This window comes from Bdellovibrio sp. HCB-162, assembly GCF_047344985.1.
Taxonomy (GTDB): domain Bacteria; phylum Bdellovibrionota; class Bdellovibrionia; order Bdellovibrionales; family Bdellovibrionaceae; genus Bdellovibrio.
This window is the reverse complement of the sequence record NZ_CP178861.1, coordinates 3,485,009-3,510,077: the sequence shown is the minus strand read 5'-3', so window position 1 is coordinate 3,510,077 and position 25,069 is coordinate 3,485,009. Positions and strand designations below refer to the sequence as shown.

The following is a 25,069-nucleotide window of genomic DNA, read 5'->3' as shown; positions in this document are numbered from 1 at the left end:
AGGTACCAGGTACCTTTTTCCTATTTTGCAGAAGAGATCACGCGGCCTTTTTTGTTGTCAGCCACGATCGGACCAAAATATTTTCTGAACATGCTTTGCCCAAGGTGAGCTGACTTCACTGTCCAGAATTTTTTATTCACCGTGATTGCTGCCACAGCGATTTTGCGTTCATTGTCTAAAGCATATCCTACGAACCAGTCGACACGACCACGAGGGTTGTCACCAGTCAGGTGACCTGTTTTTCCGCCCATCTCAATTTCGCGGAACTTGCGGTCTTTCATGATCGGACGGAACGAGCGACGAGATGTTCCCGAAGCCACTGTTTGCTCCATCAACTCACGAACTTTTGCGGCAGATTCTTTACTCATGATATTGCCATTTGTAAGAGTGGCACCTTCATAAAGAGTTTCGCCTTTTTCGTCTTTCACAGAATCAATAAGGTAAGGGATCACAACTTGGCCGTCGTTAGCGACAGACGCCGCGATCATCGCACCTTGCACAGGGCTCATGCGATTTGTTTTGTTGTAACCGGAAGCCGCCTCTGCCAATTCAAAACCTTTTCCTGGAGGAATGTAGGCAACACCCATATCCACCGGGAAGTCAGCAGGAATTTCTTGATTGAACATGAAACGGTTCGCGTATTCGTTCAAATCTTCAGGGTGAAGATTCTCAATGCTTAAGCGTCCAAAAGCTGTATTGATGGATCTTGCAAAAGCATCTTTCAAAGTGATGACATTTGTCCAACGAGTGACTTTGTCAGAAAGAACATTTTTCTTATAAAGAGTGTACGCGCCACCGTTGTAGCGAATTTTATGCTCGGGAGTCACGCCCGCTTTATCCACCGCTGCTGTTGCAGTCACAACTTTGAAAACGGAAGCAGCAGGAAAGGTTGCTTGTAAGTTTAAGTTGGCAGCTTGCGGATTGTCGCGCTGAAAGCTCGACATCGCCAAAACCTCGCCCGTGGAAGCGTCGATCATAAAGATCGCACCGTAATCAGGCTTATAAGATTTCAAAAGACGATCGGCTTCACGCTGAAGATCTTCATCCAAGGTGTAGCTTAAGGTCACCGTGTGATCTTCACCATTCCATGGAAGAGCCGCTTTCTCTGGAAATTGATTCGAACGAACTTTGTCGCCAAGAGCTTTGGCGATTTGAACGCGCTGATCGAGTTGAGTTTGAATTTTCTTGTGCACTTGAGCTTCTTGGCTTTCGGAAGCCGTGAAACCCATAAGGGAATAAAGGCCGCAAAGGCATGCACCTGAAAATGCGAATAGTTTTAACAACTTATATTTGTTTTTAGAACGCATTATTTTATGGTAGCACCAAGAAATAAACGCTTACAAGGCTAATCTCGAAAGAAGACGCCGGAAACCCATATCTCGTGCGCTTTTCGGGCTGTTCTTACGTGACTCTCAGAGGGACTTGGACTAAAGACTAATTTACATGAAGACCAAAGAACGCATCCTCCTTACCTCTATCGAACTCTTCAATCGCAGCGGCGTCGTGGCTATCACGACCAATCACATCGCAAAGGCGATGGATATCAGCCCAGGAAACCTTTATTTCCACTACGACAATAAAGAAGAAATCTTGGTGGAGCTTTTTAAGCGCATGGCAAAGGACACCTACGATGTTTGGCGCCCTCGTCGCACGAAAAAAGTAAGCCCTTTGGAATTCATCAACGAGAACTTTGAACTGTACTGGCGCTACCGTTTTTTCCACCGCGAGATGTACGCTCTTCGCCGCCGTGACCAGCAGCTTGCGAAAATGTGGAGAGCCCACATCCAGAAAATGATGAAGTTGATGGTCATCCTTTACCGCCAATGGGTGAAGGACGGAAAGATGGCGAAGATCGACGAAGTTTCTGAGATGCAGTACATTGCCGAGTCTTTGCTCGCAATGGCGACAACGTTCCTACAGTTCTTTGAATCTGCTGAAAAGCAACCCGGCAAGCGCAGTATCGAGCGTGGTAAGCACCACGTAGCACGTCTTCTTTTGCCGTACACTTCTGGCGAAACAAAGAACGAGTTTGAAAAATTTCTCAAGTCCAAGCCAAAAACGTCACCTGAGGCCTAATTAAAAGCCATCTCAGGTGGCAAGCTCGTTGCTTTAGTGGGAGCCATAACGAAAGGCTCCCCCAAAATGAAAACTATCGTTGCGTTTTTCTCTGTCGTTCTTTTTGCTGCCAATTCTTATTCGGCCACTCAGTGTGCTGAGCTCAAACAAGAGCTCAAAGCCATGCAAGCGGCTCAACAGCAGGTGGTGGCGAGCCTTATCAATAATCACGAAACTTTTGCTTCTTCTTTGGAGGAGTATTCCACAGTTGTGAAAACGGCCAAGGGGTCTTCAGTTAAAACCGTCTCTTCACAAATGGATCAATCAGCGCAGGCCTTCCGCTCTCGCGGTCTTCAGGGGAAAAAAATGGCTGCCAAACTCAACGACGCCACAGGGGATTTGTTGGCGCGCGTAGCTTCTTGTCTTAAGTAATCTGCCTCAGCTTACGCTCGCTTCTTCGGGGGAAGAATACAAAGCGACGCGTATGGGAAGGCGGCCGTTCTAGGTCGCCTTCGTTTTCGTTTAAGCCTCTCCATCGGGCTTTCCTTCTGTCACTCGCCAATCCGAACTGTTTCATAGTGAGATTTAGCAGGGATAAACTGCTTTCTGCGTTTCTTTTCTCTCAGCCAAGGGCTAGAATTTCTAACGCGCTGCGATTGATTGTGGGGTTCTAATCAAGAAGTTGGTTATAATTTTAAGAAACTGACGGGGAAATCCTCCTCTGAGGACTCCTGGGTCGGCGCATCTATGGCCACATTCAGGGATTCATCAAGATTTTCATAGATTTGTTTAATTTTAAGTTAATGTAAGATTTTTTAGTTGCAAAATTTACATAGGTAGAACTTAATAGGTCAGTTCCAAATTGGCACTTAAGCTGGAAGGAACAGGGGGGCAATATGGCTATCTCTGAAAAGCTCGTCGCTGAATGCAGACAAAAGCTTTTGCAATCGAAGCAAGACATCCTCAACAGAGTGAAAGAGGCTCGATTGAACTTGGACCAGAACGAGGAAAAGGGTGGAGATGAAGGTGATCAAACCGTTCGTGTGTTGGCTGAACAAGAATTCCTCAGCATGCACGAAAGACTCCGCTCACAATTGATGGAAATCGAAAGCGCCTTGGCTCGCATCGAGAGCGGTTCTTTCGGTTACTGCGAAGAGACAGAAGAGGAAATCGAACCAGAAAGACTTCGTGCGATTCCTTGGACTCGTCTTAGCATCGAAGGTGCTGAAATTCGCGAATCCATGAACAAACGCTACGCTCGCGGCTAAACCTACGGCGTACTTTATATATAGATATCATCTCGAGGGGATTTAAGGGGATGCGGCTTCATTGCGTGCATCCCCTTTGTTTTTGCCGAAAATGAATCATCTATTCCAGGCATACAATAATGTCGGCAAATTTCTGTTTCGGGGATTTTCAAATTCCTGTTCTTTCTTCATTCCGATTTTTTCAGCGACTCGACGAGATTTAATATGGCGAGTTTCCATGTTTGCCACAACTCGGTCGAGATTAAGCACATCGCGGGCATATTCAAGACAGGCTTTGGCGGCTTCTAAAGCATACCCTTGTCCCCAGTATTCGTGGTGAATGATGTATCCCAGATCGTTTTCCATTTTCCCTAAGATCTCGTATCGCTTAAATCCGCAGTCACCAATAAAAGTTCCGCTGGATTTATCAATGACGGCGAATCTTCCACGGCCCAATTCCGCGTAATCCTTTTGCGCGTTTGAAATCCATGTGTGGATTTGCTCCGATGAAAAAGGTACGGGCCAGAATTCCATGGTTTTGGGGTCCGATAAAATTTTTTGGAGAGAATCAAAATCAGAATTCTCGATTTTTCTTAAATAGAGTCTTGGAGTTTCTAAAATAATTTGCATAGGAGCATTATTGCTTCTTCAATGCCTTTTGCACAAGCTTGCGCATTTCGGGGACGAGTTCTTTTTCAAACCACGGATTCTTTTTTAGCCAGATATTATTTCGTGGAGACGGATGAAGCATGGGGATGAACTGCGGATAGAATTTTTCCCAGTTCTTCACGGTTGTCGTAAGATCTTTTGCGTGAGACGGCAGGAAGTGATCGATAGCATAGCCGCCGACAAGAATGTGCAGCTCAATGTTCGTTAGATGCTCCTGAATTTTACTCATCCATTTTTCTGCGCATTCGGGGCGGGGAGGAAGGTCGCCGGATTTTCCTTTCCCGGGATAACAAAAACCCATCGGCACGATTGCAATTTTGCTAGCGTCGTAAAAATCTTCTTTGGAAATTCCTAGCCACTGTCGAAGACGATCGCCGCTGGCGTCATTCCAAGGGGTTTCCGTGTCGTGAGCTTTAATTCCTGGAGCTTGTCCTGTGATTAAAATTTTTGACGAAGATGAAAAATTCAAAATAGGTCGCGGCTCCAAAGGCAGATCCTTGCGACAGAGTGTGCACTTTCGAATTTTTTTAAGAAGGGCATCGTCTTTCATGTGCCACTAGGATACTCGAAGGAGGATTTAGAGCGAGCCATTTCCCGAAAGACAAACCAAAGGCGGGGAATTAGTGGTTTCTATTGCACCAAGTGCAAATATATTTCTGAGTTCCGCTAAAGTTTCCAACGTAGCTAGCAATGTAAGGGGCCGTGCAGGCTGCCGGAGATGTCACGATACCTTGGTTGCTGTTTATGCAACGAAGATCCGGATTGCATCGCAAACTCACGGGAGAATTCACACCATCAAATGCGCCGCCGACAGCTTCGCAGGCTTCCGCCATTGAGCCGGGTCCGAAGCATTGTTGAATACGCGCCGCCGTCGAGCTTAGCGGAAGAACGTTGATGTAAATAGGAATTCTCCGTTCAGCTGGCTGGGGGTTCCAAGAAAGGTCCTTCGGCGTAAGAATGATTTCCGCTTCGTACTTACTGAGGCTTCCAATGAACGGGGGCCAATCCAAAGTCACAACTCGCGGATTGCCGTTTTGGTCTAAAGATCTTTTTTTAACGATGATTCGAACCGTTTCAATGGTGATGTCAGATTGAGCGCTTCTCCATCCGTCCTGAAGAGGGCCTGGTTCGCCTGCATAATTTGTATTGATTCGTAAGGGCTGCTCAACATTGAGAAGTGTGGGATTGATTGTTTGGGGTAAAGAACCCAGAAGGCGAGCGCAAGAAACTCCATCGTTAATTTCTAGATGAAGTGCCGTGATCATCGCTTGAAACTCTTGCTGACGTCTGCGTGTTGCTGCAGATTCATCAGAAGTTTTTAAATATTGCACTAAGATAGGAAAGAGCACCGCCACAAGAGCCACAATGCTTAAAGTTATAATGAAGGCAGAGCCCTTTCTGTTTAACTGCATTGCATGCAAATGTAAAAGTCCTCCTGGTTTGTAATAACAATCGTTGGACATTTTTTTCCACAAGCTATTTCATGAGTGTGAATAAATCTTCCTAGAATTGATGGTGTTGCTCCTGAAGGGCACGACGTAGAGTTCGTAAGAGGATTTCTATAGTCTCCGCTGAACGAAGGATCACATCCATGATCGCTCGGTGTGCAGGTGAGCACAGTATAAGTTCCCTTCATCTGACAATTCGTCGCAGGTTTGCACGTGTTCGAAGAAGCAACGTAAGTTCCACCCATCGCCGTACATGCATCTGCCAATGAAGTTTCGATGTGACATTGCGCGATTGTGTTCGTAGGACCAATTAAGATAGGCACTTCAATAAAGCGCGTTCTCATCTCTACAGAGGTTCCCGCTGTCTGCTCTTCGAAGCCGATTTTTATTTGTGCGACTTTGCGCGTGTAGATGTTCGTACCGATTTGCAAGGTGGAAGGTGCAGCACCTTTATCTTTGATCGTTACGTTTTTAATCAACAATTGATTGTTGATTCTGAAATTGTCGGCGATAGGAAGATTGTTTCCGCCATAGCCGTTGTAGCCGTTAATGGTCAAAGGAGTTTCGGTTGCGGTAGGCGCAGGTAAATTCATTAGAGCAGCACTGCAACCGGCGGCGCTTTGAAGCCATTTCCCAAGTGAATTCATAAATTCATTGGACTCTGTTTTATTCACAATATTTGCTTGGCGTTTGAATACCACTTGGATGATGGCACCAACTCCTATCGAGACAGTCGCGAGGATGGCTAAGCTCACAAGAATTTCAACGAGGGTGAAACCATTCTTATTTTGATACATATACGTTCCAGTGAAAATTAAAAACAGTTAGATCTTTGAGCGACCGATATTTTCATCTACGTACTATCATTTCAGCACATGTTTGGTAAAATTAAAACGACATGAAACAAAAAACCTTTTTGTACGTGCTGTTGGGTTTAATAGCCTTCGCTGGAATCGCGAGCTTAAAGAAGCATTCGGTCTCATTTTCTCATTCTCAAAATGAGCGGAAAGAGCCCGCATTCGATTTTCGCCGAGGAACACCTAGCGAACATAATGCCTCTTCGTCTGAGAGTTCTTCCTCCTGGTCCCCTTCTTCAAATTCATCTTCACATTCACAAATGAGTTTCTTCGAAACAGTTTACTCCCGAGTTGCTGATTTTCTAGGTTTTGAAACGGCATCAAAGTCTTCTTCTCTTTCGTCGAGCTCTTCTGCCGCTGATATTTCAGGAGGAGGAAGTGGACGCGGCGGTGCAGGCGGTGGTGGAGGAGGGGCTGGCGCCGGTGGCGGTGGCTCTGATGATGGAGGAAAAAAATCGGGAAATAAAAATGGCGGCGGCGGGGGAAGTTCTGCTTCAAAACCCGGTCGTGGCTCTGGCGGCGACACACAAAAAGGTGACGACGATGACGAAGATGATGAGGACGATCCCTCTTCATTACCCGGCAATCAACCTCTTCCAGATCCTATTCAGGTGGCTTCGGAACAGGCAAAAAATAATTTTACTTCAGAGTCGCATCTTGCGGTTCCGTATCCCAACGATTTGAACTATCGGCCGCTGGACATTGAAGACGGTGTTGCCGCCATTCATGGTTACAACACTCAAACACAAGTGAACCTCAGTTTAATGGCGAAAGCAGGAACCTACGGTCCCACAGAATTGCAGGGCTTTTTGGAAGAGTATGGTTCTGCCATTCCCGGATTTAAATCAGCTATTATAGATAATATTTCTGAGAGTTCGGCAGACCGCCCGCCCGCACAGTCCGGAAGCGGGTTGAAGCCTCCTTATCTTTGGTCGATGCAGTTGGGAAGCAATACTTTGACAGTGGCGCTCGTTCAACGAGAGGATGGCCAAGGAACTTACCTTGCTGTTCTTTCTGGCCCGACTTCTTACATCGATAACAACGAAGACAAGTATGATGCCATCTACAACCAGATTAAAGCGAATCCTTAACTTTAATTATATCGAGCGACAGCTATTTTCTTTTTTGTTGGCATTCGTCGGTGTTGTCTATGAGCTTAGTTTTGCGCAAATGCTTTCGGCGACATTGGGTAACACAGCTCTTCGCTATGCCACAACGATAGGACTTTTCACTCTCACTCTCGGTGTGTCTTCTTTATTGTATGATCGCTGGAAGATCGCTCTGCCATATTTGCAAATCTCTCTTGTTGTTGTCGGAATTGCGGGACCATGGTGGATCATGGCGACGGATCCAAAGAATTTTCCCGAGTCTTTTTATTTTGCGGCTGAAATTTTAAGTTATCTTCCTGTCATTGCCGCAGGATTGATCTCGGGTTTTGAGTTGCCCTATCTCATGGATAATGTGCCGACGAACCGTAAATCTTTTATTCTCGCTTGGGATTATTTCGGAATGTTTCTGGGGACTTTGATTTTTCCGTTGGTCCTTTTGCCACTGTGGGGCGTAGCGAACAGTCTTTATTTTTGCGCGGTTTTAAACGCCATCGCGTTCTTTTATATACTTGCAAAATCGGAGGTGAAGACATGACTATCTACCTCCTTTCCTTTCTTCTTTCTTTTTGCAGTATCAGCTATCAATTTGTGATTGCTCGCGTGCTCATGCAGTTTTCCAATGATGAAATCTTAAGTCAGTCCATCACGTTGGGTTTTTATTTAGTCGCGATGGGACTGGGCTCTCAGGCCGTGGGGCTTTTAAAAAAGAAAAACGAACGCCACGCCCTGTTTGCGTTGGAAATAGCCCTGGCTTTGGTGGGACTTCTTCTCGTACCTCTTCTATATTTGTCTTACACATTTTTATCTGTGTTTTTATATCACTACCTGCCTTTTTGGACGGGGTGGGGACAGGGATCAGAAAAAGTTTTTCTTTTACAAGGTTGCACTTTGCTCGTGGGTTTTTTAACGGGCATGGAGCTGCCTTTGCTTATCAAGCTTCACGAAAAAAAGACGGGTGAAAATTCCTTTAATCGCATTTTAGGAATTAATTATCTGGGTGCCTTGGTGGGATCATTTGCTGTCTCGCTTTATCTTATTCCCGTTTTGGATTTAGCGCGAAGTTCTGTCTTAGTTGCCATATTAAATTTTATCGCGACTGTTATTATTGCTTTTGGAGCACAAAAAGCTGTCTGGAGATGGGGAGCCACGATAGGGGCGTCGGTCCTTTTCTTTGTGAGCGCTTCTCTGACATTGAAATACACGGATGTCGTTGAGCAGGCTTATATCAAAAGTTTTTATTCGGAAACACGAGTGCCGGAAATTTCCTGGAACGCAGTGAAAAACTTTTTCCTCTATATGGAGGACTTCACTGATGTAGACCGCTACGTCACTCCTTATCAGATTATAGATACGATTCCTGATAAATTTATGAAGTCTGGCGAAGACACGGGTGACTTTTCTCTTTATTTAAACATGCAACCTCAGTTTAGCCGTCTTACCCAGCGAACTTACCACGAGTCTATGGTTGAAGGTGCTATTAATCTTTCCAACACTCATCCTAAAGAGGTGCTTGTCTTAGGGGCTGGTGACGGCCTGTTGGTTGCGGAATTATTAAAGCATACCGACATCGAAAAAATCATTCTCGTTGAGTTAGATCCTTTTATGATTCGTCTGGCAAGAGAGCATAAGGATATCAAAGAGCTCAATCGTGGATCTCTTTACGATCCGCGTGTGGAAGTGATTATTGGCGACGCCTTTAATTATATTCGCAGAACGAAAAAAGTCTTTGATGGTGTCTTCGTAGATTTTCCATTTCCGGTCAGCTATGAGCTGGGTAAGCTTTTTAGTGTCGAATTTTATTCGTCCTTAAGTGCTGTGATTTCTCCTCAGGGATTTTTTGTGGCCGATGTGCCGATTTGGCGAGGAATCAACGCTGCTGACAAAAGACCTCGTCCTGCTCCTCAAGATATTGTACTGAGTTCTCTGCGCGCGGCTGGTTTTAATAACGCTGTAGTTTATGGACCTATTGAGGCTTTCATGTTTGTTTCAAAGAAGTCAGAGAAGCCGGTGTTCAATTACGATTCGTTGTCGCCATGGTTATCAAACGCGACGCTGTTAAATTTGACGATCTTAACTTCTGTCACAAGCAAAGCGGAAGTTTCCGAGAAGAACGTGAATAGCATTTACCGTCCGAAGAGGTTCCGATGGTAAAATATCTTCAGCGTCTTCTTATGGCATTTTGTCTTTTGCTAGGCTGTCAGGTTGTAGCGGTGCCGATCTCTATGTACATGGACCCATCCGCGCCGGGTTATTACAAGCTTGTGCTCAGTCGCCTCTTGCAGTGGTACGAACAGAAAACAGGAGCACCGATTTTAGAAAAACTTTCGCCTGAAGAACGCAAGTATATCCAATACTGTCTTGAGCACATGTCCGATTGGGGTTACCAGGTTTCACCAAACTCCACCTGGAATTATTTTCGTCTGACGGTTTCTTCTAACAACGGCAAACTCAAGACCCGTCGGCTGGCCATGGGCCCCACGGTTTGGACCGGCGAGGCCGAAAAAATGGCGGAAGCCATTTTGCGTAAAAGAAGTATTCATTTCTTAAAAGGAAAAAAGGCGTCCGATCTTTTGTGGTTGGAGTGGAACCTCGATGAAAATGTCTTTGCGGTTTACTATAAAGAATCTCTTTCTGACATAAAAACATCTATTCCTCATCCCGAACTTTATGAGGAAAAGGCTTTGCGCGGAGTTTTCTATCGCAATAATAAACAAACGGCCGAAAAGTTTTTTGTCTCTTACAAAACGAATCCAGAGGAACTAAAGCACGAAGTGATCTTTTCCTCGCGCGTGATGCAGACGGTAGATGTTATTGCGGATAGTAAAAGGGAGGCGCGAATTTTAGAGCTTCGTTCTTTTGACGATCGCTTTATGAAAGGACCCATCGCCGTTCTAGCTGATGCCATTTTAAGTGAATTTAACATGCCAGCGGATTCAATGCTCTATCGGTCCCCCGAAGATATGGAGCTTTATTACCCATGAATAAAAAACGGCTGCACCTTATTGATATTGTGAGACTGCTGTCGTTCATCCCGATTGTGCAGTATCACGCCATCAGTCAGGTTTACACAGATACTTACGCGGAACCTTACAACGTAAGTCTTCATCAAGGCACCTTGTTTGATTTCATTGTTGAAATCTGCAAGCCATTTTCATTTTCAGGATTTAGCATCGTCATTTTGTCGTTCTTTCTTTTCGGTCGGCAAAATCTTTCGACGGAAAAAACGCGTCGATTGGGAGTGTTGCTTGGCGCCGGAACGCTTTTTCTGCTCTTCACTGGTTTTGGAGGTTTTTTCTCCGGCATTTTTTGGGAGTGGGACATCTACGAGTTTTTGATTGTCTCGATCGCTTCAGTCCTGGTGGCGCAGCGCTATCCAAAAGTTTTAAAAGCTCTCGGGGTCTTTGGATTCTTTTTAACGTGGATTCCATTTTTTCTTTTAGCAGAAAATGAAAGCGTTCCTCTTGTGGTTCGCTCCATTCTTTTTGGAGTGTGCGACAATGAAGGGCGAGGCGGTTGGGCTTTGCTTCCTTGGATCGGCCTGACGTGGTTTTGTTTTTATCTTGGTTCTTTATCGAAGTCATCACTGCAGCCAGAGTTGAAGAAGGGGTTTTTGAAAAATGAAATCTTCTTTTGGTTGCCCGCTTTATTCGGAAGTCTTTTTTATTGGGGAGCTTTTTACTCTGTTCCTCTGAACCAAAATTTCTATTGTTTCGTCTTTAGGCAAGAACCTATCGTGTGGTGGTCACATCTGCTTTGGATTTTCTTCTTTATCAGGTTGTCGTTGATTGAGTCTTTGAACGAAAAGCTTCATGGATTTGTTTTCGTACGTTGGCTCAGCGGTTTAAAACTTTCTACGCACTTTGGTCTTTGTTATTTAACGCAGCTTTTGTATTTATTTATAGGATCATTTTTTTCTGACGATTTTACCGCTCATCCGGTCGTTTACACTGTTTTCACTTTATCCATCCTGCCTGTAACCGAGGTGGCAGCACGCCTGTTTGTCAGAGCGGCGTCATGGGGGCACCCACGACAGGAACTCGAGGGTGAAAAAGCATGACGTGGATTTTAGGATCTTTCCGCAAAGATGTTTTGTGGCTTTATTTTCCGGGACTAGCGGCATTGCTACTTAGTTTTTTTATTCTTAGACCGTCGCCAACTACGGCGTTCTGGATTTACACCTTCGTCGCCTTGCAATTTTTTGATTCAGGACATGTTTATACAACTCTGTGGCGAACTTATTTAAACCCCGAAGAACGTCGCCGCCGTCAGGCCTACGTGTATGCTCCGCTGTTTTTCTTTTTGCTATTTTGGGTATGGGGTTATTTTCAAATACCGGGTCTTGCGGCTTGTATTATTTATGCCACCATCTTTCACAACGTTCGTCAGTTCTTTGGTATTCACAAATGGTATCAGCGTCTGAACGGAAATTACGTAAAGTGGGCGGATTATCTTTTGTACTTTAATTGCTTCATGCCATTTCTCATCGCGCATTTTCGCACGGGCCCTGTCTGGAATTATGATTATTCAGACCAAGACATCTTTCGTTTCCCGAATGAAGATATCTACAAAACTCTTTTGGTTTTCTATTTTATCGGAGTCACATTATGGTTGGTATTTGAAACTCTGCGACTCAAAAAAAACAGGGAATGGAATCGTGTTCTATCGGCAGTATTTCCTACGGTCCTTTATGGAGTCTGTTTTTTATGCGGTCGAACGGCCGCTGAAATCGTTTTTCCCCTCGTGATTGCCCACGGCGTTTCTTACTTTGCGCTGATGTCGTTGGCTCTATCCAGAACACAAAAACGTTTTAGTAATTTACAATTCGGCACAGCTGTTGTGTTGATGACAGCATTGTTGTTCGGGAGTCTTGAAGGAGTTTTTGAAGAATATTATTTAGATTTAACAAGCGTGACCCTTTCACCGTTGGTCGCGCTCTATCTCACACCTCTTTTTTGTCACTACTATTTTGACGCCTTTCTGTGGAAAAAAACGCACCCAGAGAGTCCGCAAGTCTATTCTGCAAAGGTCCTTTCTTAGACCTTCGTCTTAAGTTTTTTGTAATAAATAGGACCGATAGTCCAATGCTGCAGAATTTTTATGAGGCTTTATCGACTTTTGACATCACTTAAGCTGAAAATTGTTTTCATAAAAAATTTTGTTTAGCACTTCGAAGTAGGATGGTTATGAGCATCAAGAGTATCAACAAGGCGACGTATGAAGATCTTCTAAGAATTCCTGGTATCAACTCTGAAACTGCGACGGAAATTTTAGAAACACGCACAAAAAAAGGATCGTTTACAAACAAGGGCTCACTCTCTTCAGTGGCAGGTTTGTCTCAAGATCTCATCACAGAGTTAGGAAAGAACTTTTCGTTTTCTGAAAAGAAAATCACCGAGGGAGTTGGTGGTCTTATCATGGACAAAATCATTCCGGGAATTGCGGGGATCAACGAATCCGTAAAATCGGGGACAGGTTCCACTTCCGAAAATAAACCGTCGTTGCCGGATATTGTTGATATTCCCAAAGTCACGATGTTCACGTATTCCAGCGAGATTGCTGTTGAAAATAAAACGGATTTTGACTCTGCGGATATTAGTGTCGTCGTTGAGTACAGCGTCGCAATGAATGATCTGGTGGTTGTGCGCTCTGTGAATGCTCAGCCGGATTATAGTTATCAAAAGTTTAAAATTTCGATTGTCGAGACTTATCCGGTTCTTTTAGACAAAGGCTTGGTCGTATACGCGAAGTTACCGAACGGCTCGCAGACAGCAAGAACAATTTTTACAGAGCGGCAGTTTCAGAATGCAGAAATGTCGCTCAAACCTGAAAATGCGACACCGTTGGCTTTGACCCAGCCTGTTTCCATAGATCTGTTTTCACAAATGCCGAAGTATATCCAGGGTAGGGTCCTTGATTCTAACAATGTCGAAAAAATGTCGAATGCTCTGGTGGTCATCTACACGTCGACAACGGAGAATCCAACAAGCAGCGATTATATTATTTCCGGGTACGCAGAAACTGACAGCTTGGGATATTTCACTATTCCGTATGTGAGCGGTCAATTTGCAGGTGCTTATGCTCTCATTGGACTGAAAGGCGGATTTAAAGTTGATATCAAGCTTACAGACTCCGAAACGGATAACTTTCCTGAAAAACTGATTCTTGTTCTGGATTATGAAGCGGCTGAGGAAAACGAGGACTGCGGTTGCAATCTTGATTTTCATCGAGACAAGCAGATTTTAGAAGAATTCTCTTACTACACGGCCGTACGTATCACGGAACCTAAGGTCAAGGGTCTTACACTGACGGACGCTCCAGACGTAAAGGTTCGCGATATCATTGGCGATATGCCATGGCTTTTACCTGGTTTTCTAAATTCCTACAAACTTCTTTACGGGAATGAGAGTTCTTCAACAAAAGAGCTTATTGATGATTCTTCGGCAATTTCCATGCTGAACAATTACACGATCAATAAAGATGTTCTTTCTTCATACATGTTAAAAAAGAAATCACTGAAGTCTTCGGATATTCAAGAACTTCTTCATCTCAATGAAAGAAGTAAACTTCGTGTCTTAGTGGACCGCTCTGTTACAGATTATGGCGGACGCACGAAACTGGATGATAACCACGTGGTGGATTGGGATGAAGATCCAACGATTTATCAGGCGACTGAAATTGCTCACGGCCATCTTCTTCAGTTCAAACAAATGTGGACGGCGGATGGATATTCCATCGGTGATCTTTTATACAGTCTTCCACTGGCGCCGGGGCAAAAGAAACAAATCGTCGTCTATGATTGGGAACATAAGACGTCCGCTTTACGAGATGACAGTTTATCTTACAGTGAAAGACTGGATGCGGAGATAACAAGAGACAGAGACATCAATGAAATCGTCAATGCCACTCTATCAGAGTCTATTGACGCCAGTTCTTCAGCCAAAAGCAGTTCTTTTTCTGCTGGTGGCGGAGCGGGTGTTGCAGGTTTTTACGGTGTTGCTTTTGGAGCCGTTGTCGGAGCTTCCGGTGGAAGTTCCAAAGCTTCTTCCACAGCCAGTCAGGATTCTTTCCGGGAGACGACAGGTTCCACGCATCAGTCTTTGTTGGATAAAACAAGTCAATCTGCTTCGGCGGTTCGCAATCAGCGCAGCACGGTGATTCAAACTGTTTCAGATGGCGAGAAATTCCAGGTCACTAGCGAAACCGTGGCAAACTATAATCACTGTCATTCCATGACCATGCAATATTTCGAAGTCCTTCGACATTTTAAAGTTTATCAAAAATTGGTCGGAGTTCAGGAATGCTTGTTTGTGCCTCTGGAAATGAAACCTTTTGACATCTACAAAGCAGATCGCTGGTCTGATATTTTAAGTCGCAGTGTTTATTTGCCTCAATATAGAAAAGGATTCGCTGCGATCAAACGTTATTTGGACAATTGGGAACACGCGAATTTCCCTAATGGCAAATACTGCGAAGAACAGATTCTGAATTTAAAAGGAGATATCACTCTTTCATTCAGATTGGGGTGTCCTGCGAATAGTTCTACGGATGAATTTGTTGCGAGCAATTGGCTTTGGTCTTCTTTGTTGATGCCGTACACATCGGCAAGTGCCTTTTACAATAGATACAAGGCACAACAAAGTGCTTTGGACGATTATTTCGCAAGCGAATACGGAATGAAAATCGCGCAGGAGTTTGTTAATAAGCTCAAACTTTATGCTGTCGATAAAGACGGAAGAAGCACAGAGATTCCTATCGATTGCACTCTGGTTTCAGAATTCCGCAATAAGGTGGATTTGAAAGTTTCTATTCGCAGCACAGGAAACATGCCGCAAATCACAAGAGATTCTATCAGTCAGTTGCGATTGAGCGCTCAGTTTGAAAAAGATTCTTTATCTGCATTTAAGACGCTGTTCCCTGATGCTTACAATCTGTTTTCAAGCTTAGTTCCGGCGTCTTATCTTCTTCCAAGTGGCAGCAGTGTCATTGTGAAATCGGCGAAGATTGGATATTCGACGGAGCATTTCGACGGGTGGCTTGTTTCGGATACAAGTGTTAACAATGATATTACTACGGCTGACGATGTTTGGATATACACGCCACTCAGTCTTAAAGAAAAACACAATCCCAAAGATGAAGACGTCACTCTTTGCAACAATTTGATTGATCACCTGAATGCGAATATTGAGCTTTATCACAAAGCTATTTGGGTAAGAATGTCTCCAGAGCGCCGCTTTATGCTCTTGGATGGAATTGTTTGTACTGGAAATGGTGTGAACGGTCGCAGCGTCGCGAGCGTCGTCGATAATAAAGTTATCGGTGTTGTTGGCAACTGCTTGATTATGCCAGTGGCTCCCGGTCAATACATAAATCCGACATTTAGGTATCCAGTCGATAGCACCGGAAAAGTGGTCGATCTTTTGGAACTCTATCGTACGAATGACCCAGATCCCGTGACTGTCACTGTTCCGACAAAAGGAGTTTTTGCTGAGGCGGTGATGGGAAGCTGCAACAGTTGTGAAAAAATTGAAGAAGATCGTTTCTGGCGTTGGGAGCAATCTCCAATTCCAGACAGTCCGACGGCTATTGGCAGTGTTGATCCAAATGCTTCACGCAGTCAGACGTTGGGTAACATGACGTCTTCATCATTCCCGAACCCGATTATCAACATTCAAAACAGCCCGAGCGCTCCGGATCCACAGGGTCTGACATCAGCATTGTCTTTGGTTGGAAAATCAGATGCGTTCCGAGACTTAACAGGTCTTGCTGCGAACCAAGCCAATGCCATCAAAGCTTTGGATTCTGCTTACAACTCGGCTCAATACTATGCGGGTCAAGCTGCGGATCTGACGAAGTTGGCGTTGCAGGGAAAAATGTCGAAGGATATGGACCGAGTCATCGACAAAATTGAAGACTCTAAATCTAAAGGTCTTATCACGGAAGAACAGGCTAATGAGCTCACTCAGAAAGCTATTAACAGTGCGATTGGTGCGGGAGCGACTTCAAGCAAATCTTCGACACCTGATGAAGCGTCGAAAAAAATGTCAGAAGCCCAGACTTCAGCAGTTCAGGCAGTGGCTGCAAAAGGTGGTTCTATCTCTGTGAAAAATACAGATGGATCAACTTTGGAAGCAGAGGTGACAGCAACAACAAGCACAAACGCTGCGGAGGCATCTGCGACATCGCAGAATGATTACATGGCATCCGTTGTCAGTGGCATGACTAACGATTCAACAGTGGCACCTGATTCTTGGGGAGCCGATCTTGTAGACGCCGTTCGTGGAGGCAGTGATGTCTAACAGTGTTTTAAAATATCTATCTGAATCATGGCTATCCATGGCTTCGCAGGCCCGAGTGAATTTAAACAACTTGGTCGAATTTAAGTACACGGATGTGTATTTGGAAATTGAAGATAAAATGTCGGAGCTGACTGCGACGAAAATTTTTGATTCCATTCAGTCGGCCAATGTTGTCACAGTTCACGAAGGTCCTATTGATTATCTTCCCAGTGTTGGGACGGTTTTAGTTTGGGAAGGTTCTTCAGAAAATCGAATGGGCCTTGTCACAGAGGTGAATGAAGACCGGGAAACGGTAAAAATCTATTGGGGTCATGAGTTTGATGAAGCTGCGAATCTCCAAGAGCAGGAATTCACTTTATCTCCCGGTGTCGCAGATGGAGTGAACTATTTTAATCTCAATGAGCCTGAAGGTGGCTTTTCCTTCTATGGCGCTATTTTTCCGGTGGGACAGCTTTCCACTAATTTGCGTGTTGTGAACTGGATTTGCAATATGGATAAAAACAAAGGAACAAGGACTAGCAGCAGTTATCAAGCTTATCCTCTGAATTTATCTGAAACAGCGGCTGGAGCGCCTCGCAGAAATCTCTTTTCGAGTGTGGAAGAAAAACTTGCGAAGCTTGATGAGATCATTCGCTATTTAGATGTTGCAAATTCGGCAAGGTACACGCCAACTGGGAATACAACATTCTGCAATGTTTACGGTTTCGATTATTGCTATCTTGCAGGAGTTTATTTTCCCCGCGTCTGGTGGATTGATGCCGCTCGAAATGCTGCAAAAAATAAAGAGGTCGCCGATCAACTGCTGGGTGGAAAGTTATTAAAAGCGCAATTAAGTTATTCATCCGGAGGAACGGATGTGTGGTTAGAAGCTCGAGAGCTTCGCGCTAACGATATTTATAATTGGTTTACCACTTATTCTCATCTCTTTGGTTGGAGAACCGTTTATGTCGGAGATCCCAACGACGCAAATGAAAGTGCAAACAGATACGCAAGTGCCAAGGAACTTCAAGAGGCTGCCAATAGCGGAAAAGTTTGCGCGATTATAACGCAACGACGAGATGTCAATCGCTCTGGGCACGTGTCTTTGGTGGTTCCAGAAACGTCAACGCATCAGCATGAAGAAGCTAATGGGGTTTACAAGCCTGTGCAAAGTATGGCGGGTGAAGCGAGCTACTTAGCTCAATACACGACTAAAATTGACTGGTGGCCTGGCGCTGCCAACAATCCAAATGGTCGTATTGGTTTTTTCATTCATGATTAGACGTGACGGTGTTTCCTGAGGCGATAAACGCCTCAGGCCACTCAGTGCCCTTTAAAACAATATCCACAATCTTTTCCAGACCCGCTTTATCGACATCGTCGAAGCGATTCAAAATCGGCGCATCGATATCTAAAACACCTAATAACTTTCCGTTGTGAATCAAAGGAATCACGATCTCTGATCGAGAAGCGGCATCACAAGCAATATGTCCCGGGAATTGATCGACATCAGGAACCAGCTGCGTTTGCAAAGTCTTTGCAGCAGTTCCACAAACTCCTCTTCCAAGAGCAATGCGCGTGCACGCAGGAAGTCCTTGGAAAGAACTTAAAAGCAGTTCGTTTTTATGCAAAAGATAAAATCCAACCCAATTGATGTCAGGAAGATGTTGATTGAGCAGCGCTGAAATATTCGCAAGATTGACGAACCATTCCTTTTCAAGAATGCCAGCGGCTTCCGATTGAAGTTCTTTATAAAATTTAGATTTATCGTTATAGCTGATTCGCGCATGTGTCGTTTGCATGCGCTAGAGGTATCACAAAATCTTAGAACTTGCGAATAAGTCCCACAACAATTCCACGAATGGAAACTTCTTCAGGAGAATACCACATGGATTTCATTGTTGAGTTGGACGGGCGAAGCTCCACCATTTTTTCGTTAGAGCCACTGTCAGGACGCGCACGCAAATAGAGACGTTTTACCGTGGCTTCGTTATCAACAGTGGCCACTATAATATCGCCATTGCTTGCGGACTCTTGTTTTTGCACAAGGATAATGTCTTCATCAAAGATGCCGTCTTCGATCATGGAATCGCCTTGCACTTTTAGCGCAAAGGACTTGGAAGGATTTCTAACCATGGAAGGAGGAACATCCACGAACTCGTCGTGTTTTAGAGCTTCAATAGGTTGACCCGCCGCTACTTTCCCAAGAAGGGGAAGGGACAGGATCTCGTCACGAGCCTGGAGGAGCTGAGAGCGAGGAGACCCTGTCTTCGTCGAGACTGATTTTGATTGGAGCTGCTCTTGGATTGTTGAAGCCGAGTGCAGCACCTGGATCGCTCTTTTCTGGCCCAAAGGATTTTCGATATATCCCTTGTTAGTTAACTGCTTCAGATAATTCTGAACCGAATTAAACGAAGCCAGACCGAAGTGATCCTTAATTTCTTGATATGACGGAGAAACTCCTGAACTTAAGATATGGCTCTCGATAAACTCGAGGACCGATTTTTCTTTGGGTGTCAGTGGTGGGAGGGGCAATTTCTTTGTCATAACTTACATATGAAATTACAGTGTAAATAATGTGTAAGTCAATAGCCTTTTTTAAAATATTTTAGAAGGTCCAGTTTCTCCGCTGTGGGAAGTCATACTGACATCCCTTTTCCGTGCTTCGATAATCCTCTCATCTAAAAAGGAGGTCCCATGTCTACAACGGACGTTGCAAAAAAGTTGGTTGAATTCTGTCGCCAAGGCAAAAACCTGGATGCTCTAGAAAAACTCTACTCAAAAGATATTCAAAGTATTGAGGCGGTCGATATGCCCGAGGCTCCGCGCGAAATCAAAGGTCTCGAAGGAGTTCGCAAAAAGAATCAATGGTGGCTCGATAATATGGAATACCATGGCGGCTCGGTCTCGGAACCCATGGTGCACGGGGACCGCTTTACGGTTCACTACAACTACGACGTCACAAACAAGAAAACCGGCAAGCGTTCGAAGATGGAAGAGATCGCTCTTTACACGGTAAAAGACGATAAGATCGTTAAGGAAGAGTTTTTCTATCAATAATCGCGGATAGGGCAGAGGCCTTCGAAGCAATCACGGAGGCCTTATCGTGACGCCCAAAAATGTCTCTTAATGAGAAATCTAGACATCTCTTCACCGCTATAAATCCAATAAAACCACGCATTCCCTGGAACACTTATAGCAAAAGGGTTTTCCGTTAAGCCTCATTTCATTTTTATGGGAGACCTTATGAGACTCAGTCTGGTGTTGATTACTTTGTTGGGAAGTTCCTTGGCGTTGGCGCAAAGCCTGCAAACGTCGGCAAGTACATCGACCTATCATACAAGTTTGATTAAAACTTCTGAGATGCACTGTGAAGCGCGCGACCTTAGAAAGGTGATCACAGCAGAGGGTAAGGTTCTTACTCGGCTTTGTGCCAAACAATATCGCGCTTGCATGATCGAAGGATCTTGCTTGATTGAAGACGCCAGCGGAAAGCGCATTGGCATCTCTTATCACAAATATGACGCCGAAAAAAATCAGTCTTATTTCAATAAAACAGATCTCAAAAAATGCGGTTATGGTTACGGCTTCGGAAAAGTTTCTGATGGAGTGGCGGGACTGACTTGTTTGATTCCATACTTCACGGTGTCTGGAGATCCTTTAGCGCACGCTTTAGGAGACGTGATCTACATTCCTGAACTTGTCGGCGTGGCTTTGCCAACAGGACAAACTCATGACGGTTATGTGATCATCGGCGACTACGACGAAGGTTACATTGATGTGGGTGAGGATTATTTTGCATTTTTCACAGGAACTGAGAGTGATAAAGACGCTAAGAATGCATTTACGAAATTAGGACTTTCAAATCCATCCAACACTTTCAAATACGAATCTGTGTCTGAGGAAAAAGCCAAAGAGATTCGCGCCAAGCGTGGATTCACGGTCTTGAAAACTTTCAAAAAGACTTTCAAGGCGCGCGTGAACCCGATGCTTGAATCACAAAACTAAAGAACCTGACTGACACAACGATCTAAAGAATCCTGAGTATAAGGCGACAAAGAGACAACAGTCTTTCCTGTCGCCTTATCTACATTCTCCGTATACAAATCTGCCGCATCGCTAATACGCTCAATCATGCAGCCAGCACGGCGTTGGTGTGCTCCTACTTCCATTTTGACTAAGCACATACGATTGCGCAAAGAGCAGCGGATGTTTTCCACATGCACTTGGGCTGGATTGACTTGGTTCATGGCTTCAACAAGAAGGGTTTCCTCTTGGGAAGAGATAAATGCATGAGCCGGAGAGCTTACCAAAGCTAGGAATGATGTAAGAGAAAGAATAAATGATTTCATAGAAGCCTCCTTGTTTCGAACTAACGCTTCGTCAAGTCAGTTCTAGCAAGGGACTCTATGATAAGTAAAAGGCATAGAAAGAATTCAGATATTCACAAGATGAATATCTAATTATTCCGCTTTAGCGCATTCTTTTTTGTTTTCAGGGCAAGCAGGTTTTTCAACCTCTGCAACAACAGGTTTTGCTTCCGAGGCGATCTGTCTTGAGACGACGGGACGGGGTGTTGTATTTTTCGCATAACTTACCGGGGTCATCGAGCAATTCTGATAAAACAGTATCACGATGGGATTTATCACCAGCATCGCTACGAAACTAAAACTACCACGGTTCATCATACATCCTCCCACTGAGTCCTATTGGTCACACCCTTTACATTACGGACGAAAGGCATTAAGACTTTAGTCAGTTTGTAAGGATTCTCAGCTTGGGGCAGAGAAAATGCAGGAATCGCTCTTTTCTCATCTTGAGAGTTCCAAAAGACCTGGGATAATAGGGATGTGAAGACGGGGTATATGAAAACATTAATATTAAGTCTGATGTTTTTGTCAGTCGTATCGGCGCGAGCCGATTTTTCTAATGTTCCACAAGACTGCATGAACGATCTAAAAAAGTTTCCGGGTGTTTGGGATGACAAAATGCTCAAACAAGCTTGTGAAAAAGTTAAAGTCGACTCTATCTGTGTCAGTGCAGAAGGGCGACCTATTTATCACTACGATAAAATCTCTGCGACTCCAGGTGCGAAAAAAGTTTTGGTATTCAGCTTGATCCATGGAGATGAAACTCCAGCGGGAACTGTGGGTCGTTATTGGATGGAGCGTCTTGAGGGCATTGATCCACGCAACTCATGGCGTGTGATTCCAGTTCTAAATCCCGACGGTGTGAAATACAAAACTCGCACGAATGCGAACAAGATTGATATCAATCGCAACTTTCCAACAAAAGATTGGACAACAGGAGCGATTGAAAACTGGAAGCGCACAACAAAATCCAATCCACGTCGTTTCCCCGGTGCGGAAGCCGCGAGTGAACCTGAAACAAAATGCGCTCTTCACCATTTAGAAGATTTCCAACCGGATTTCGTGGTGTCGGTACATACGCCTTTAAAGGTTTTAGATTTCGACGGGCCTAAAGTTTCTCCGCCACCAAAGTTTGATTATCTTCCGTGGAAGTCTTTAGGAAACTATCCGGGCAGCTTGGGCCGCTATATGTGGCTTGAAAGAAAAACGCCTGTGTTGACAATGGAGCTTAAAGAAAATCTTCCGCCCAATTTGCAACCGTTTGAAAAGTTGCAAGACATTATCGGTTCACTTGTGAAGTTGGAGACTGGAAAAGAGAAGGCCGCAACCGCTTCTTCTCCGACGAACTTTCTTCCTGTCGCATTAGAACATTAATCTAAAAATGGAAACGGGGCTCAATCATTCGATCAAGTCCCGTCTCGGACGACTCTCATAGAATCTAAACATTGCGAATCTAAGACTTCTCTTAAGCATCGCTTTCTATCTTCCTGAGAGCTCGTTTCTATCTTTCCGCTTTTTCTGAATCTCTTGTTTCTCTCTACGAACTCAGTATAACCCATTCTTCGAAAAAGAAACCACCGGGTGCCAAAAGGCATCAACATTTATATGAGAAAACTCTCTCTCAAATACCTTCTCAATGAAGGCAAAAAATCCGCATTTTCTCCCGGCCTTTGGTAAATGTATTTGTCACTTGGCGCTGCTTATTTTCGATAAGCTTTGTGCAAACCAAAGCGATAAGTGAACGTCAGATTGAATAAGTTCGATGTTAGAGGATAGGCGCCGGAAAGTTTTGTTCCTGGTGCGCTCTTTAATTCAACGTTTCCATATTCAAAACCGACATCCAAATTATCGACGCCCCAGAAGTTACGGCAGCTTGTTCCCGCCGTCCAACCTTTGACACCACGGACATTGTCGTAAGTGAATTCTCCGTCAGGATACTGGCTGTTGTTTTCAAAGATATGTTTGTTCAAATAAAAATCCCAAGTGCAAAGACGCGATTCCAAACCGCGATAGGCGACTTCAACACCTTGAGCGCTGGATTCCACTTGAGGGCCGTGACGTCCATCGCCGTTGCCAGCTTTATTGCGATTAAAGTCAGAGCGGAAGACGCGCACTTCGGCTTGCCCATATTTTGAAGTGAACATATAACCCAAGTACGTTGTTAGATCATCTTGAGATCTTTTTTGACCTGCATAGCTCCCAGTGTCTCCGCGGCTTCCGGTGACTCCGATGTAAAGGTCATGGTTTTTTAAATAAGGCGATGATTTTTCAAAAACCTTGCGAAGTGCATTGGTGATTCGAAGCTCCATCGTTCCCGCATAGGACGGATACGAATTCGCGCGCGAGTCAGCGGGATCAATATTGGATTCACCTTTAAGGCCATCGCCATCAATCACACTGAAAGAAGCCAGGATCACGCGATCCAACTCTTCTTTAAGTTGATAGTTCATTTGAATCCCTTTGTCGTAACGAACCATGATGCCGTAAGGGGCTGTCATATAGTAACGACTTGGTTTTCCTTTTAAAGGATCCAAACCACTGGCCGGAAAACTTCCGGCGAGAACAGTGACGTCCTGAGAGTTTGTGACAGCGATGTTGGCACCGATATTAGCTAAGATCCACGGACGATCGACAAATCCATCCGCACGCAAGCGATTGGAGTTGTGATAGTTTTGTTCATTCTTTTCATTGTAGTTCAACACTTCATCGCGAGGAATGGCGCTGACAGAAATAAATATTTCTCGAAAGTGAGGATTGTCGTAAGCCTTTGTGACTTTGACATCTCCTTCAACGACAGTGTCTCCCACTGAGCTTTCATTGCCGCCGCCTTTGCGAATGCCGTTACTCAAAATAGCAGCTACATGTGCAGAGGCTGAAGCATCAATACAGACGCCGTCAGAATAGACGCCATTGCGTGCATAGCAAGAGTAAGCATCTTGGTTATTAAGGTCCCAAGTTGTCGTGCTAGCGGCATAGGCGGAAGGCGTAGAGGCGCATAAAATTAAAAAGGCTGAGAGGGCTTTCATATATATCTCCTTGTGTGATGCGCAAAGCTAACAACTGTGAGTTAACATAAACAGTTAAATAACAGACATAAAAGATATGCAATGAGGAGGCCGACGGAACATGAATTTCAAAAAAGATAGAAAATGAATGCTAACTATTTTAAGAGTGAGCGGCGTTTTTTATTTTTCCGCGAACAACGGATCGGTGACGAAAGATGTCTCTTCAGAGACAAGAGGGGGCGTGTATTTTTTAGAGTCTTTTAGGAAGGGGTCTTGAACGCCATACCGAATTTTTAGTTTTTGAATGAGCGAACGCTCTTTTTTTAGAAACTCATCGAACTCTCCGAGCACCTTGGAATATTTGATTGTCGAGAAATAATAAGAAGAATTGATGAAAGGTAATTTGTCGGCAAGAACAAGCATCTCATCGGACTTTACATGGGTTTTCAAATAATAGGCGGCGACCAGAGGGTTGAGATAAGCTCCTTGGACTCTTTTGTTGAGTACCATTTTTAGGAGTGCTACGACATCACTGTGTTCGTACATTTTAATTTTCTTTTCTTTGACCAAATCTTTGTACTGAATAGGATCAAAGCCTTTAATAATGCCAATGGACTTTAACTGAGCTAAAGAAATTTTTTTATTTTCGGGACGGACAACGATACCGTCGACGTAGGTGACCACTGGTGAGCTGAACAGAACTCCCTTTTTGCGTTGGTGTTCCGCATCCCAGTATTCATTATTGGGATACATGAAGTCGACTGTGGCATCTTCCAAAAAAACCTTAAACATGCGGGGAATAGAGACCGCTTTATATTCAAAGGTGTATCCTTTGGCTTTTGCAAAGGCGGTAAGAACGGCCTCGCCGAATCCGGCAAAGCGCCCATTCACGAAGCCTGTGTGAGGAAGGTAATCGTACTCTCCCACGCCGATCACAAAATAGTTTTCGCCGCGTTTGAGTTCCAAAGGAGTAGCTAGCGAAAAATTCGCAAATCCCAACAACAGCAAAAAAGACAAAAAGCAATTCCTGATCA

The 25,069-nt window shown here is 44.4% G+C and carries 25 protein-coding genes; 14 read left to right on the top strand and 11 right to left on the bottom strand.

Annotated features, from left to right (window positions below; translation table 11 throughout):
- Positions 1-20: 20 nt before the first annotated feature.
- Positions 21-1,229 carry a penicillin-binding transpeptidase domain-containing protein gene (locus tag ACLSSO_RS16860; RefSeq protein WP_295904605.1) on the bottom strand — a complete coding sequence of 403 codons (1,209 nt, stop codon included), beginning with the start codon at positions 1,227-1,229 and terminating at the stop codon, positions 21-23.
- 214 nt (positions 1,230-1,443) lie between these two features.
- Between ACLSSO_RS16860 and ACLSSO_RS16855 the strand changes: the two genes are divergently transcribed.
- The 3 genes from ACLSSO_RS16855 to ACLSSO_RS16845 all read left to right on the top strand — a co-directional run bounded on the left by ACLSSO_RS16855 (position 1,444) and on the right by ACLSSO_RS16845 (position 3,323).
- Positions 1,444-2,076 carry a TetR/AcrR family transcriptional regulator gene (locus tag ACLSSO_RS16855; protein ID WP_295904607.1) on the top strand — a complete coding sequence of 211 codons (633 nt, stop codon included), beginning with the start codon at positions 1,444-1,446 and terminating at the stop codon, positions 2,074-2,076.
- A 66-nt stretch (positions 2,077-2,142) separates the two neighbouring features.
- A complete protein-coding gene (locus ACLSSO_RS16850) occupies positions 2,143-2,487 on the top strand; it encodes a hypothetical protein (RefSeq protein ID WP_295904610.1) in 345 nt (114 codons plus the stop codon).
- Between the two features lie 464 nt (positions 2,488-2,951).
- Complete coding sequence (locus tag ACLSSO_RS16845; RefSeq protein WP_295900723.1) at positions 2,952-3,323, top strand: TraR/DksA family transcriptional regulator; 372 nt, start codon at positions 2,952-2,954, stop codon at positions 3,321-3,323.
- A 96-nt stretch (positions 3,324-3,419) separates the two neighbouring features.
- On the opposite strand, the gene ACLSSO_RS16840 is transcribed toward ACLSSO_RS16845, so the two are convergent.
- The 4 genes from ACLSSO_RS16840 to ACLSSO_RS16825 form a co-directional block, all read right to left on the bottom strand.
- Positions 3,420-3,932 (bottom strand): GNAT family N-acetyltransferase, encoded by a 513-nt coding sequence (locus tag ACLSSO_RS16840; RefSeq protein ID WP_295900719.1) that lies wholly within the window; start codon positions 3,930-3,932, stop codon positions 3,420-3,422.
- Positions 3,933-3,939: 7 nt separating this feature from the next.
- A complete protein-coding gene (locus tag ACLSSO_RS16835) occupies positions 3,940-4,521 on the bottom strand; it encodes a uracil-DNA glycosylase family protein (RefSeq protein WP_295900717.1) in 582 nt (193 codons plus the stop codon).
- A 70-nt stretch (positions 4,522-4,591) separates the two neighbouring features.
- Positions 4,592-5,383 carry a hypothetical protein gene (locus tag ACLSSO_RS16830; RefSeq protein ID WP_413943486.1) on the bottom strand — a complete coding sequence of 264 codons (792 nt, stop codon included), beginning with the start codon at positions 5,381-5,383 and terminating at the stop codon, positions 4,592-4,594.
- Positions 5,374-6,216 (bottom strand): type II secretion system protein, encoded by an 843-nt coding sequence (locus tag ACLSSO_RS16825; RefSeq protein WP_295900712.1) that lies wholly within the window; start codon positions 6,214-6,216, stop codon positions 5,374-5,376. The genes ACLSSO_RS16830 and ACLSSO_RS16825 overlap by 10 nt, the downstream gene beginning before the upstream one ends.
- 320 nt (positions 6,217-6,536) lie before the next feature.
- Between ACLSSO_RS16825 and ACLSSO_RS16820 the strand changes: the two genes are divergently transcribed.
- The 8 genes from ACLSSO_RS16820 (at position 6,537) to ACLSSO_RS16785 (ending at position 17,942) form a co-directional block, all read left to right on the top strand.
- Positions 6,537-7,367: a hypothetical protein gene (locus ACLSSO_RS16820; protein WP_295900709.1), complete on the top strand. Its 831-nt coding sequence runs from the start codon at positions 6,537-6,539 to the stop codon at positions 7,365-7,367.
- Entirely contained in the window at positions 7,330-7,920 is a 591-nt protein-coding gene (locus ACLSSO_RS16815; protein ID WP_295900707.1) for a hypothetical protein, read from the top strand. The genes ACLSSO_RS16820 and ACLSSO_RS16815 overlap by 38 nt, the downstream gene beginning before the upstream one ends.
- Positions 7,917-9,536 (top strand): spermidine synthase, encoded by a 1,620-nt coding sequence (locus tag ACLSSO_RS16810; RefSeq protein ID WP_295900704.1) that lies wholly within the window; start codon positions 7,917-7,919, stop codon positions 9,534-9,536. The genes ACLSSO_RS16815 and ACLSSO_RS16810 overlap by 4 nt, the downstream gene beginning before the upstream one ends.
- Complete coding sequence (locus ACLSSO_RS16805; protein ID WP_295900702.1) at positions 9,530-10,366, top strand: hypothetical protein; 837 nt, start codon at positions 9,530-9,532, stop codon at positions 10,364-10,366. The genes ACLSSO_RS16810 and ACLSSO_RS16805 overlap by 7 nt, the downstream gene beginning before the upstream one ends.
- Positions 10,363-11,442: a hypothetical protein gene (locus ACLSSO_RS16800; RefSeq protein WP_295900699.1), complete on the top strand. Its 1,080-nt coding sequence runs from the start codon at positions 10,363-10,365 to the stop codon at positions 11,440-11,442. Before ACLSSO_RS16805 ends, ACLSSO_RS16800 begins: the two co-directional genes overlap by 4 nt.
- Positions 11,439-12,422: a hypothetical protein gene (locus ACLSSO_RS16795; RefSeq protein ID WP_295900696.1), complete on the top strand. Its 984-nt coding sequence runs from the start codon at positions 11,439-11,441 to the stop codon at positions 12,420-12,422. The genes ACLSSO_RS16800 and ACLSSO_RS16795 overlap by 4 nt, the downstream gene beginning before the upstream one ends.
- Before the next feature lie 146 nt (positions 12,423-12,568).
- Positions 12,569-16,681 carry a ComEA family DNA-binding protein gene (locus ACLSSO_RS16790; RefSeq protein ID WP_413943484.1) on the top strand — a complete coding sequence of 1,371 codons (4,113 nt, stop codon included), beginning with the start codon at positions 12,569-12,571 and terminating at the stop codon, positions 16,679-16,681.
- The gene (locus ACLSSO_RS16785) at positions 16,674-17,942 is read left to right on the top strand and encodes a hypothetical protein (RefSeq protein ID WP_295900692.1); all 1,269 of its coding nucleotides are present in this window, start codon (positions 16,674-16,676) and stop codon (positions 17,940-17,942) included. Before ACLSSO_RS16790 ends, ACLSSO_RS16785 begins: the two co-directional genes overlap by 8 nt.
- On the opposite strand, the gene ACLSSO_RS16780 is transcribed toward ACLSSO_RS16785, so the two are convergent.
- Positions 17,929-18,462, bottom strand: a complete 534-nt coding sequence (locus ACLSSO_RS16780; RefSeq protein WP_295900690.1) for a GAF domain-containing protein — start codon at positions 18,460-18,462, stop codon at positions 17,929-17,931. The two genes, ACLSSO_RS16785 and ACLSSO_RS16780, sit on opposite strands and share 14 nt — an antisense overlap.
- A 22-nt stretch (positions 18,463-18,484) precedes the next feature.
- Entirely contained in the window at positions 18,485-19,207 is a 723-nt protein-coding gene (gene lexA, locus ACLSSO_RS16775; protein ID WP_295900687.1) for a transcriptional repressor LexA, read from the bottom strand.
- Positions 19,208-19,357: 150 nt separating this feature from the next.
- Between lexA and ACLSSO_RS16770 the strand changes: the two genes are divergently transcribed.
- A complete protein-coding gene (locus ACLSSO_RS16770) occupies positions 19,358-19,720 on the top strand; it encodes a nuclear transport factor 2 family protein (RefSeq protein ID WP_295900683.1) in 363 nt (120 codons plus the stop codon).
- Positions 19,721-19,906: 186 nt separating this feature from the next.
- The gene (locus ACLSSO_RS16765; RefSeq protein ID WP_295900681.1) at positions 19,907-20,668 is read left to right on the top strand and encodes a hypothetical protein; all 762 of its coding nucleotides are present in this window, start codon (positions 19,907-19,909) and stop codon (positions 20,666-20,668) included.
- Here ACLSSO_RS16765 and ACLSSO_RS16760 read toward each other — a convergent pair.
- Positions 20,665-21,012 (bottom strand): hypothetical protein, encoded by a 348-nt coding sequence (locus ACLSSO_RS16760; RefSeq protein ID WP_295900678.1) that lies wholly within the window; start codon positions 21,010-21,012, stop codon positions 20,665-20,667. The genes ACLSSO_RS16765 and ACLSSO_RS16760 overlap by 4 nt on opposite strands.
- 111 nt (positions 21,013-21,123) lie before the next feature.
- Complete coding sequence (locus ACLSSO_RS16755) at positions 21,124-21,348, bottom strand: hypothetical protein (protein WP_295900675.1); 225 nt, start codon at positions 21,346-21,348, stop codon at positions 21,124-21,126.
- 177 nt (positions 21,349-21,525) lie between these two features.
- Here ACLSSO_RS16755 and ACLSSO_RS16750 point away from each other — a divergent pair, with 177 nt between their 5' ends.
- Complete coding sequence (locus ACLSSO_RS16750; protein ID WP_295900673.1) at positions 21,526-22,404, top strand: M14 family zinc carboxypeptidase; 879 nt, start codon at positions 21,526-21,528, stop codon at positions 22,402-22,404.
- A 326-nt stretch (positions 22,405-22,730) separates the two neighbouring features.
- Here ACLSSO_RS16750 and ACLSSO_RS16745 read toward each other — a convergent pair whose 3' ends face one another.
- Positions 22,731-24,056, bottom strand: coding sequence for a hypothetical protein (locus ACLSSO_RS16745; RefSeq protein WP_295900670.1), 1,326 nt, complete (start codon positions 24,054-24,056; stop codon positions 22,731-22,733).
- 159 nt (positions 24,057-24,215) lie between these two features.
- A complete protein-coding gene (locus ACLSSO_RS16740; protein ID WP_413943483.1) occupies positions 24,216-25,052 on the bottom strand; it encodes a substrate-binding periplasmic protein in 837 nt (278 codons plus the stop codon).
- Positions 25,053-25,069 lie beyond the last annotated feature (17 nt).

Excerpts from the sequence above, each read along its gene's own strand:
- ACLSSO_RS16815 (WP_295900707.1), top strand. The coding sequence starts at position 7,330 with ATGATGCCATCTACAACCAGATTAAAGCGAATCCTTAACTTTAATTAT.
- ACLSSO_RS16805 (WP_295900702.1), top strand. The coding sequence starts at position 9,530 with ATGGTAAAATATCTTCAGCGTCTTCTTATGGCATTTTGTCTTTTGCTA.
- ACLSSO_RS16830 (WP_413943486.1), bottom strand. The coding sequence starts at position 5,383 with ATGCAGTTAAACAGAAAGGGCTCTGCCTTCATTATAACTTTAAGCATT.
- ACLSSO_RS16745 (WP_295900670.1), bottom strand. The coding sequence starts at position 24,056 with ATGAAAGCCCTCTCAGCCTTTTTAATTTTATGCGCCTCTACGCCTTCC.
- ACLSSO_RS16840 (WP_295900719.1), bottom strand. The coding sequence starts at position 3,932 with ATGCAAATTATTTTAGAAACTCCAAGACTCTATTTAAGAAAAATCGAG.
- ACLSSO_RS16760 (WP_295900678.1), bottom strand. The coding sequence starts at position 21,012 with ATGAAATCATTTATTCTTTCTCTTACATCATTCCTAGCTTTGGTAAGC.
- ACLSSO_RS16765 (WP_295900681.1), top strand. The coding sequence starts at position 19,907 with ATGAGACTCAGTCTGGTGTTGATTACTTTGTTGGGAAGTTCCTTGGCG.
- ACLSSO_RS16750 (WP_295900673.1), top strand. The coding sequence starts at position 21,526 with ATGAAAACATTAATATTAAGTCTGATGTTTTTGTCAGTCGTATCGGCG.
- ACLSSO_RS16820 (WP_295900709.1), top strand. The coding sequence starts at position 6,537 with ATGAGTTTCTTCGAAACAGTTTACTCCCGAGTTGCTGATTTTCTAGGT.
- ACLSSO_RS16800 (WP_295900699.1), top strand. The coding sequence starts at position 10,363 with ATGAATAAAAAACGGCTGCACCTTATTGATATTGTGAGACTGCTGTCG.
- ACLSSO_RS16770 (WP_295900683.1), top strand. The coding sequence starts at position 19,358 with ATGTCTACAACGGACGTTGCAAAAAAGTTGGTTGAATTCTGTCGCCAA.
- ACLSSO_RS16850 (WP_295904610.1), top strand. The coding sequence starts at position 2,143 with ATGAAAACTATCGTTGCGTTTTTCTCTGTCGTTCTTTTTGCTGCCAAT.
- ACLSSO_RS16860 (WP_295904605.1), bottom strand. The coding sequence starts at position 1,229 with ATGGGTTTCACGGCTTCCGAAAGCCAAGAAGCTCAAGTGCACAAGAAA.
- ACLSSO_RS16810 (WP_295900704.1), top strand. The coding sequence starts at position 7,917 with ATGACTATCTACCTCCTTTCCTTTCTTCTTTCTTTTTGCAGTATCAGC.
- ACLSSO_RS16755 (WP_295900675.1), bottom strand. The coding sequence starts at position 21,348 with ATGATGAACCGTGGTAGTTTTAGTTTCGTAGCGATGCTGGTGATAAAT.
- ACLSSO_RS16790 (WP_413943484.1), top strand. The coding sequence starts at position 12,569 with ATGAGCATCAAGAGTATCAACAAGGCGACGTATGAAGATCTTCTAAGA.
- ACLSSO_RS16785 (WP_295900692.1), top strand. The coding sequence starts at position 16,674 with ATGTCTAACAGTGTTTTAAAATATCTATCTGAATCATGGCTATCCATG.
- ACLSSO_RS16825 (WP_295900712.1), bottom strand. The coding sequence starts at position 6,216 with ATGTATCAAAATAAGAATGGTTTCACCCTCGTTGAAATTCTTGTGAGC.
- ACLSSO_RS16795 (WP_295900696.1), top strand. The coding sequence starts at position 11,439 with ATGACGTGGATTTTAGGATCTTTCCGCAAAGATGTTTTGTGGCTTTAT.
- ACLSSO_RS16780 (WP_295900690.1), bottom strand. The coding sequence starts at position 18,462 with ATGCAAACGACACATGCGCGAATCAGCTATAACGATAAATCTAAATTT.
- ACLSSO_RS16835 (WP_295900717.1), bottom strand. The coding sequence starts at position 4,521 with ATGAAAGACGATGCCCTTCTTAAAAAAATTCGAAAGTGCACACTCTGT.
- ACLSSO_RS16845 (WP_295900723.1), top strand. The coding sequence starts at position 2,952 with ATGGCTATCTCTGAAAAGCTCGTCGCTGAATGCAGACAAAAGCTTTTG.
- lexA (WP_295900687.1), bottom strand. The coding sequence starts at position 19,207 with ATGACAAAGAAATTGCCCCTCCCACCACTGACACCCAAAGAAAAATCG.
- ACLSSO_RS16855 (WP_295904607.1), top strand. The coding sequence starts at position 1,444 with ATGAAGACCAAAGAACGCATCCTCCTTACCTCTATCGAACTCTTCAAT.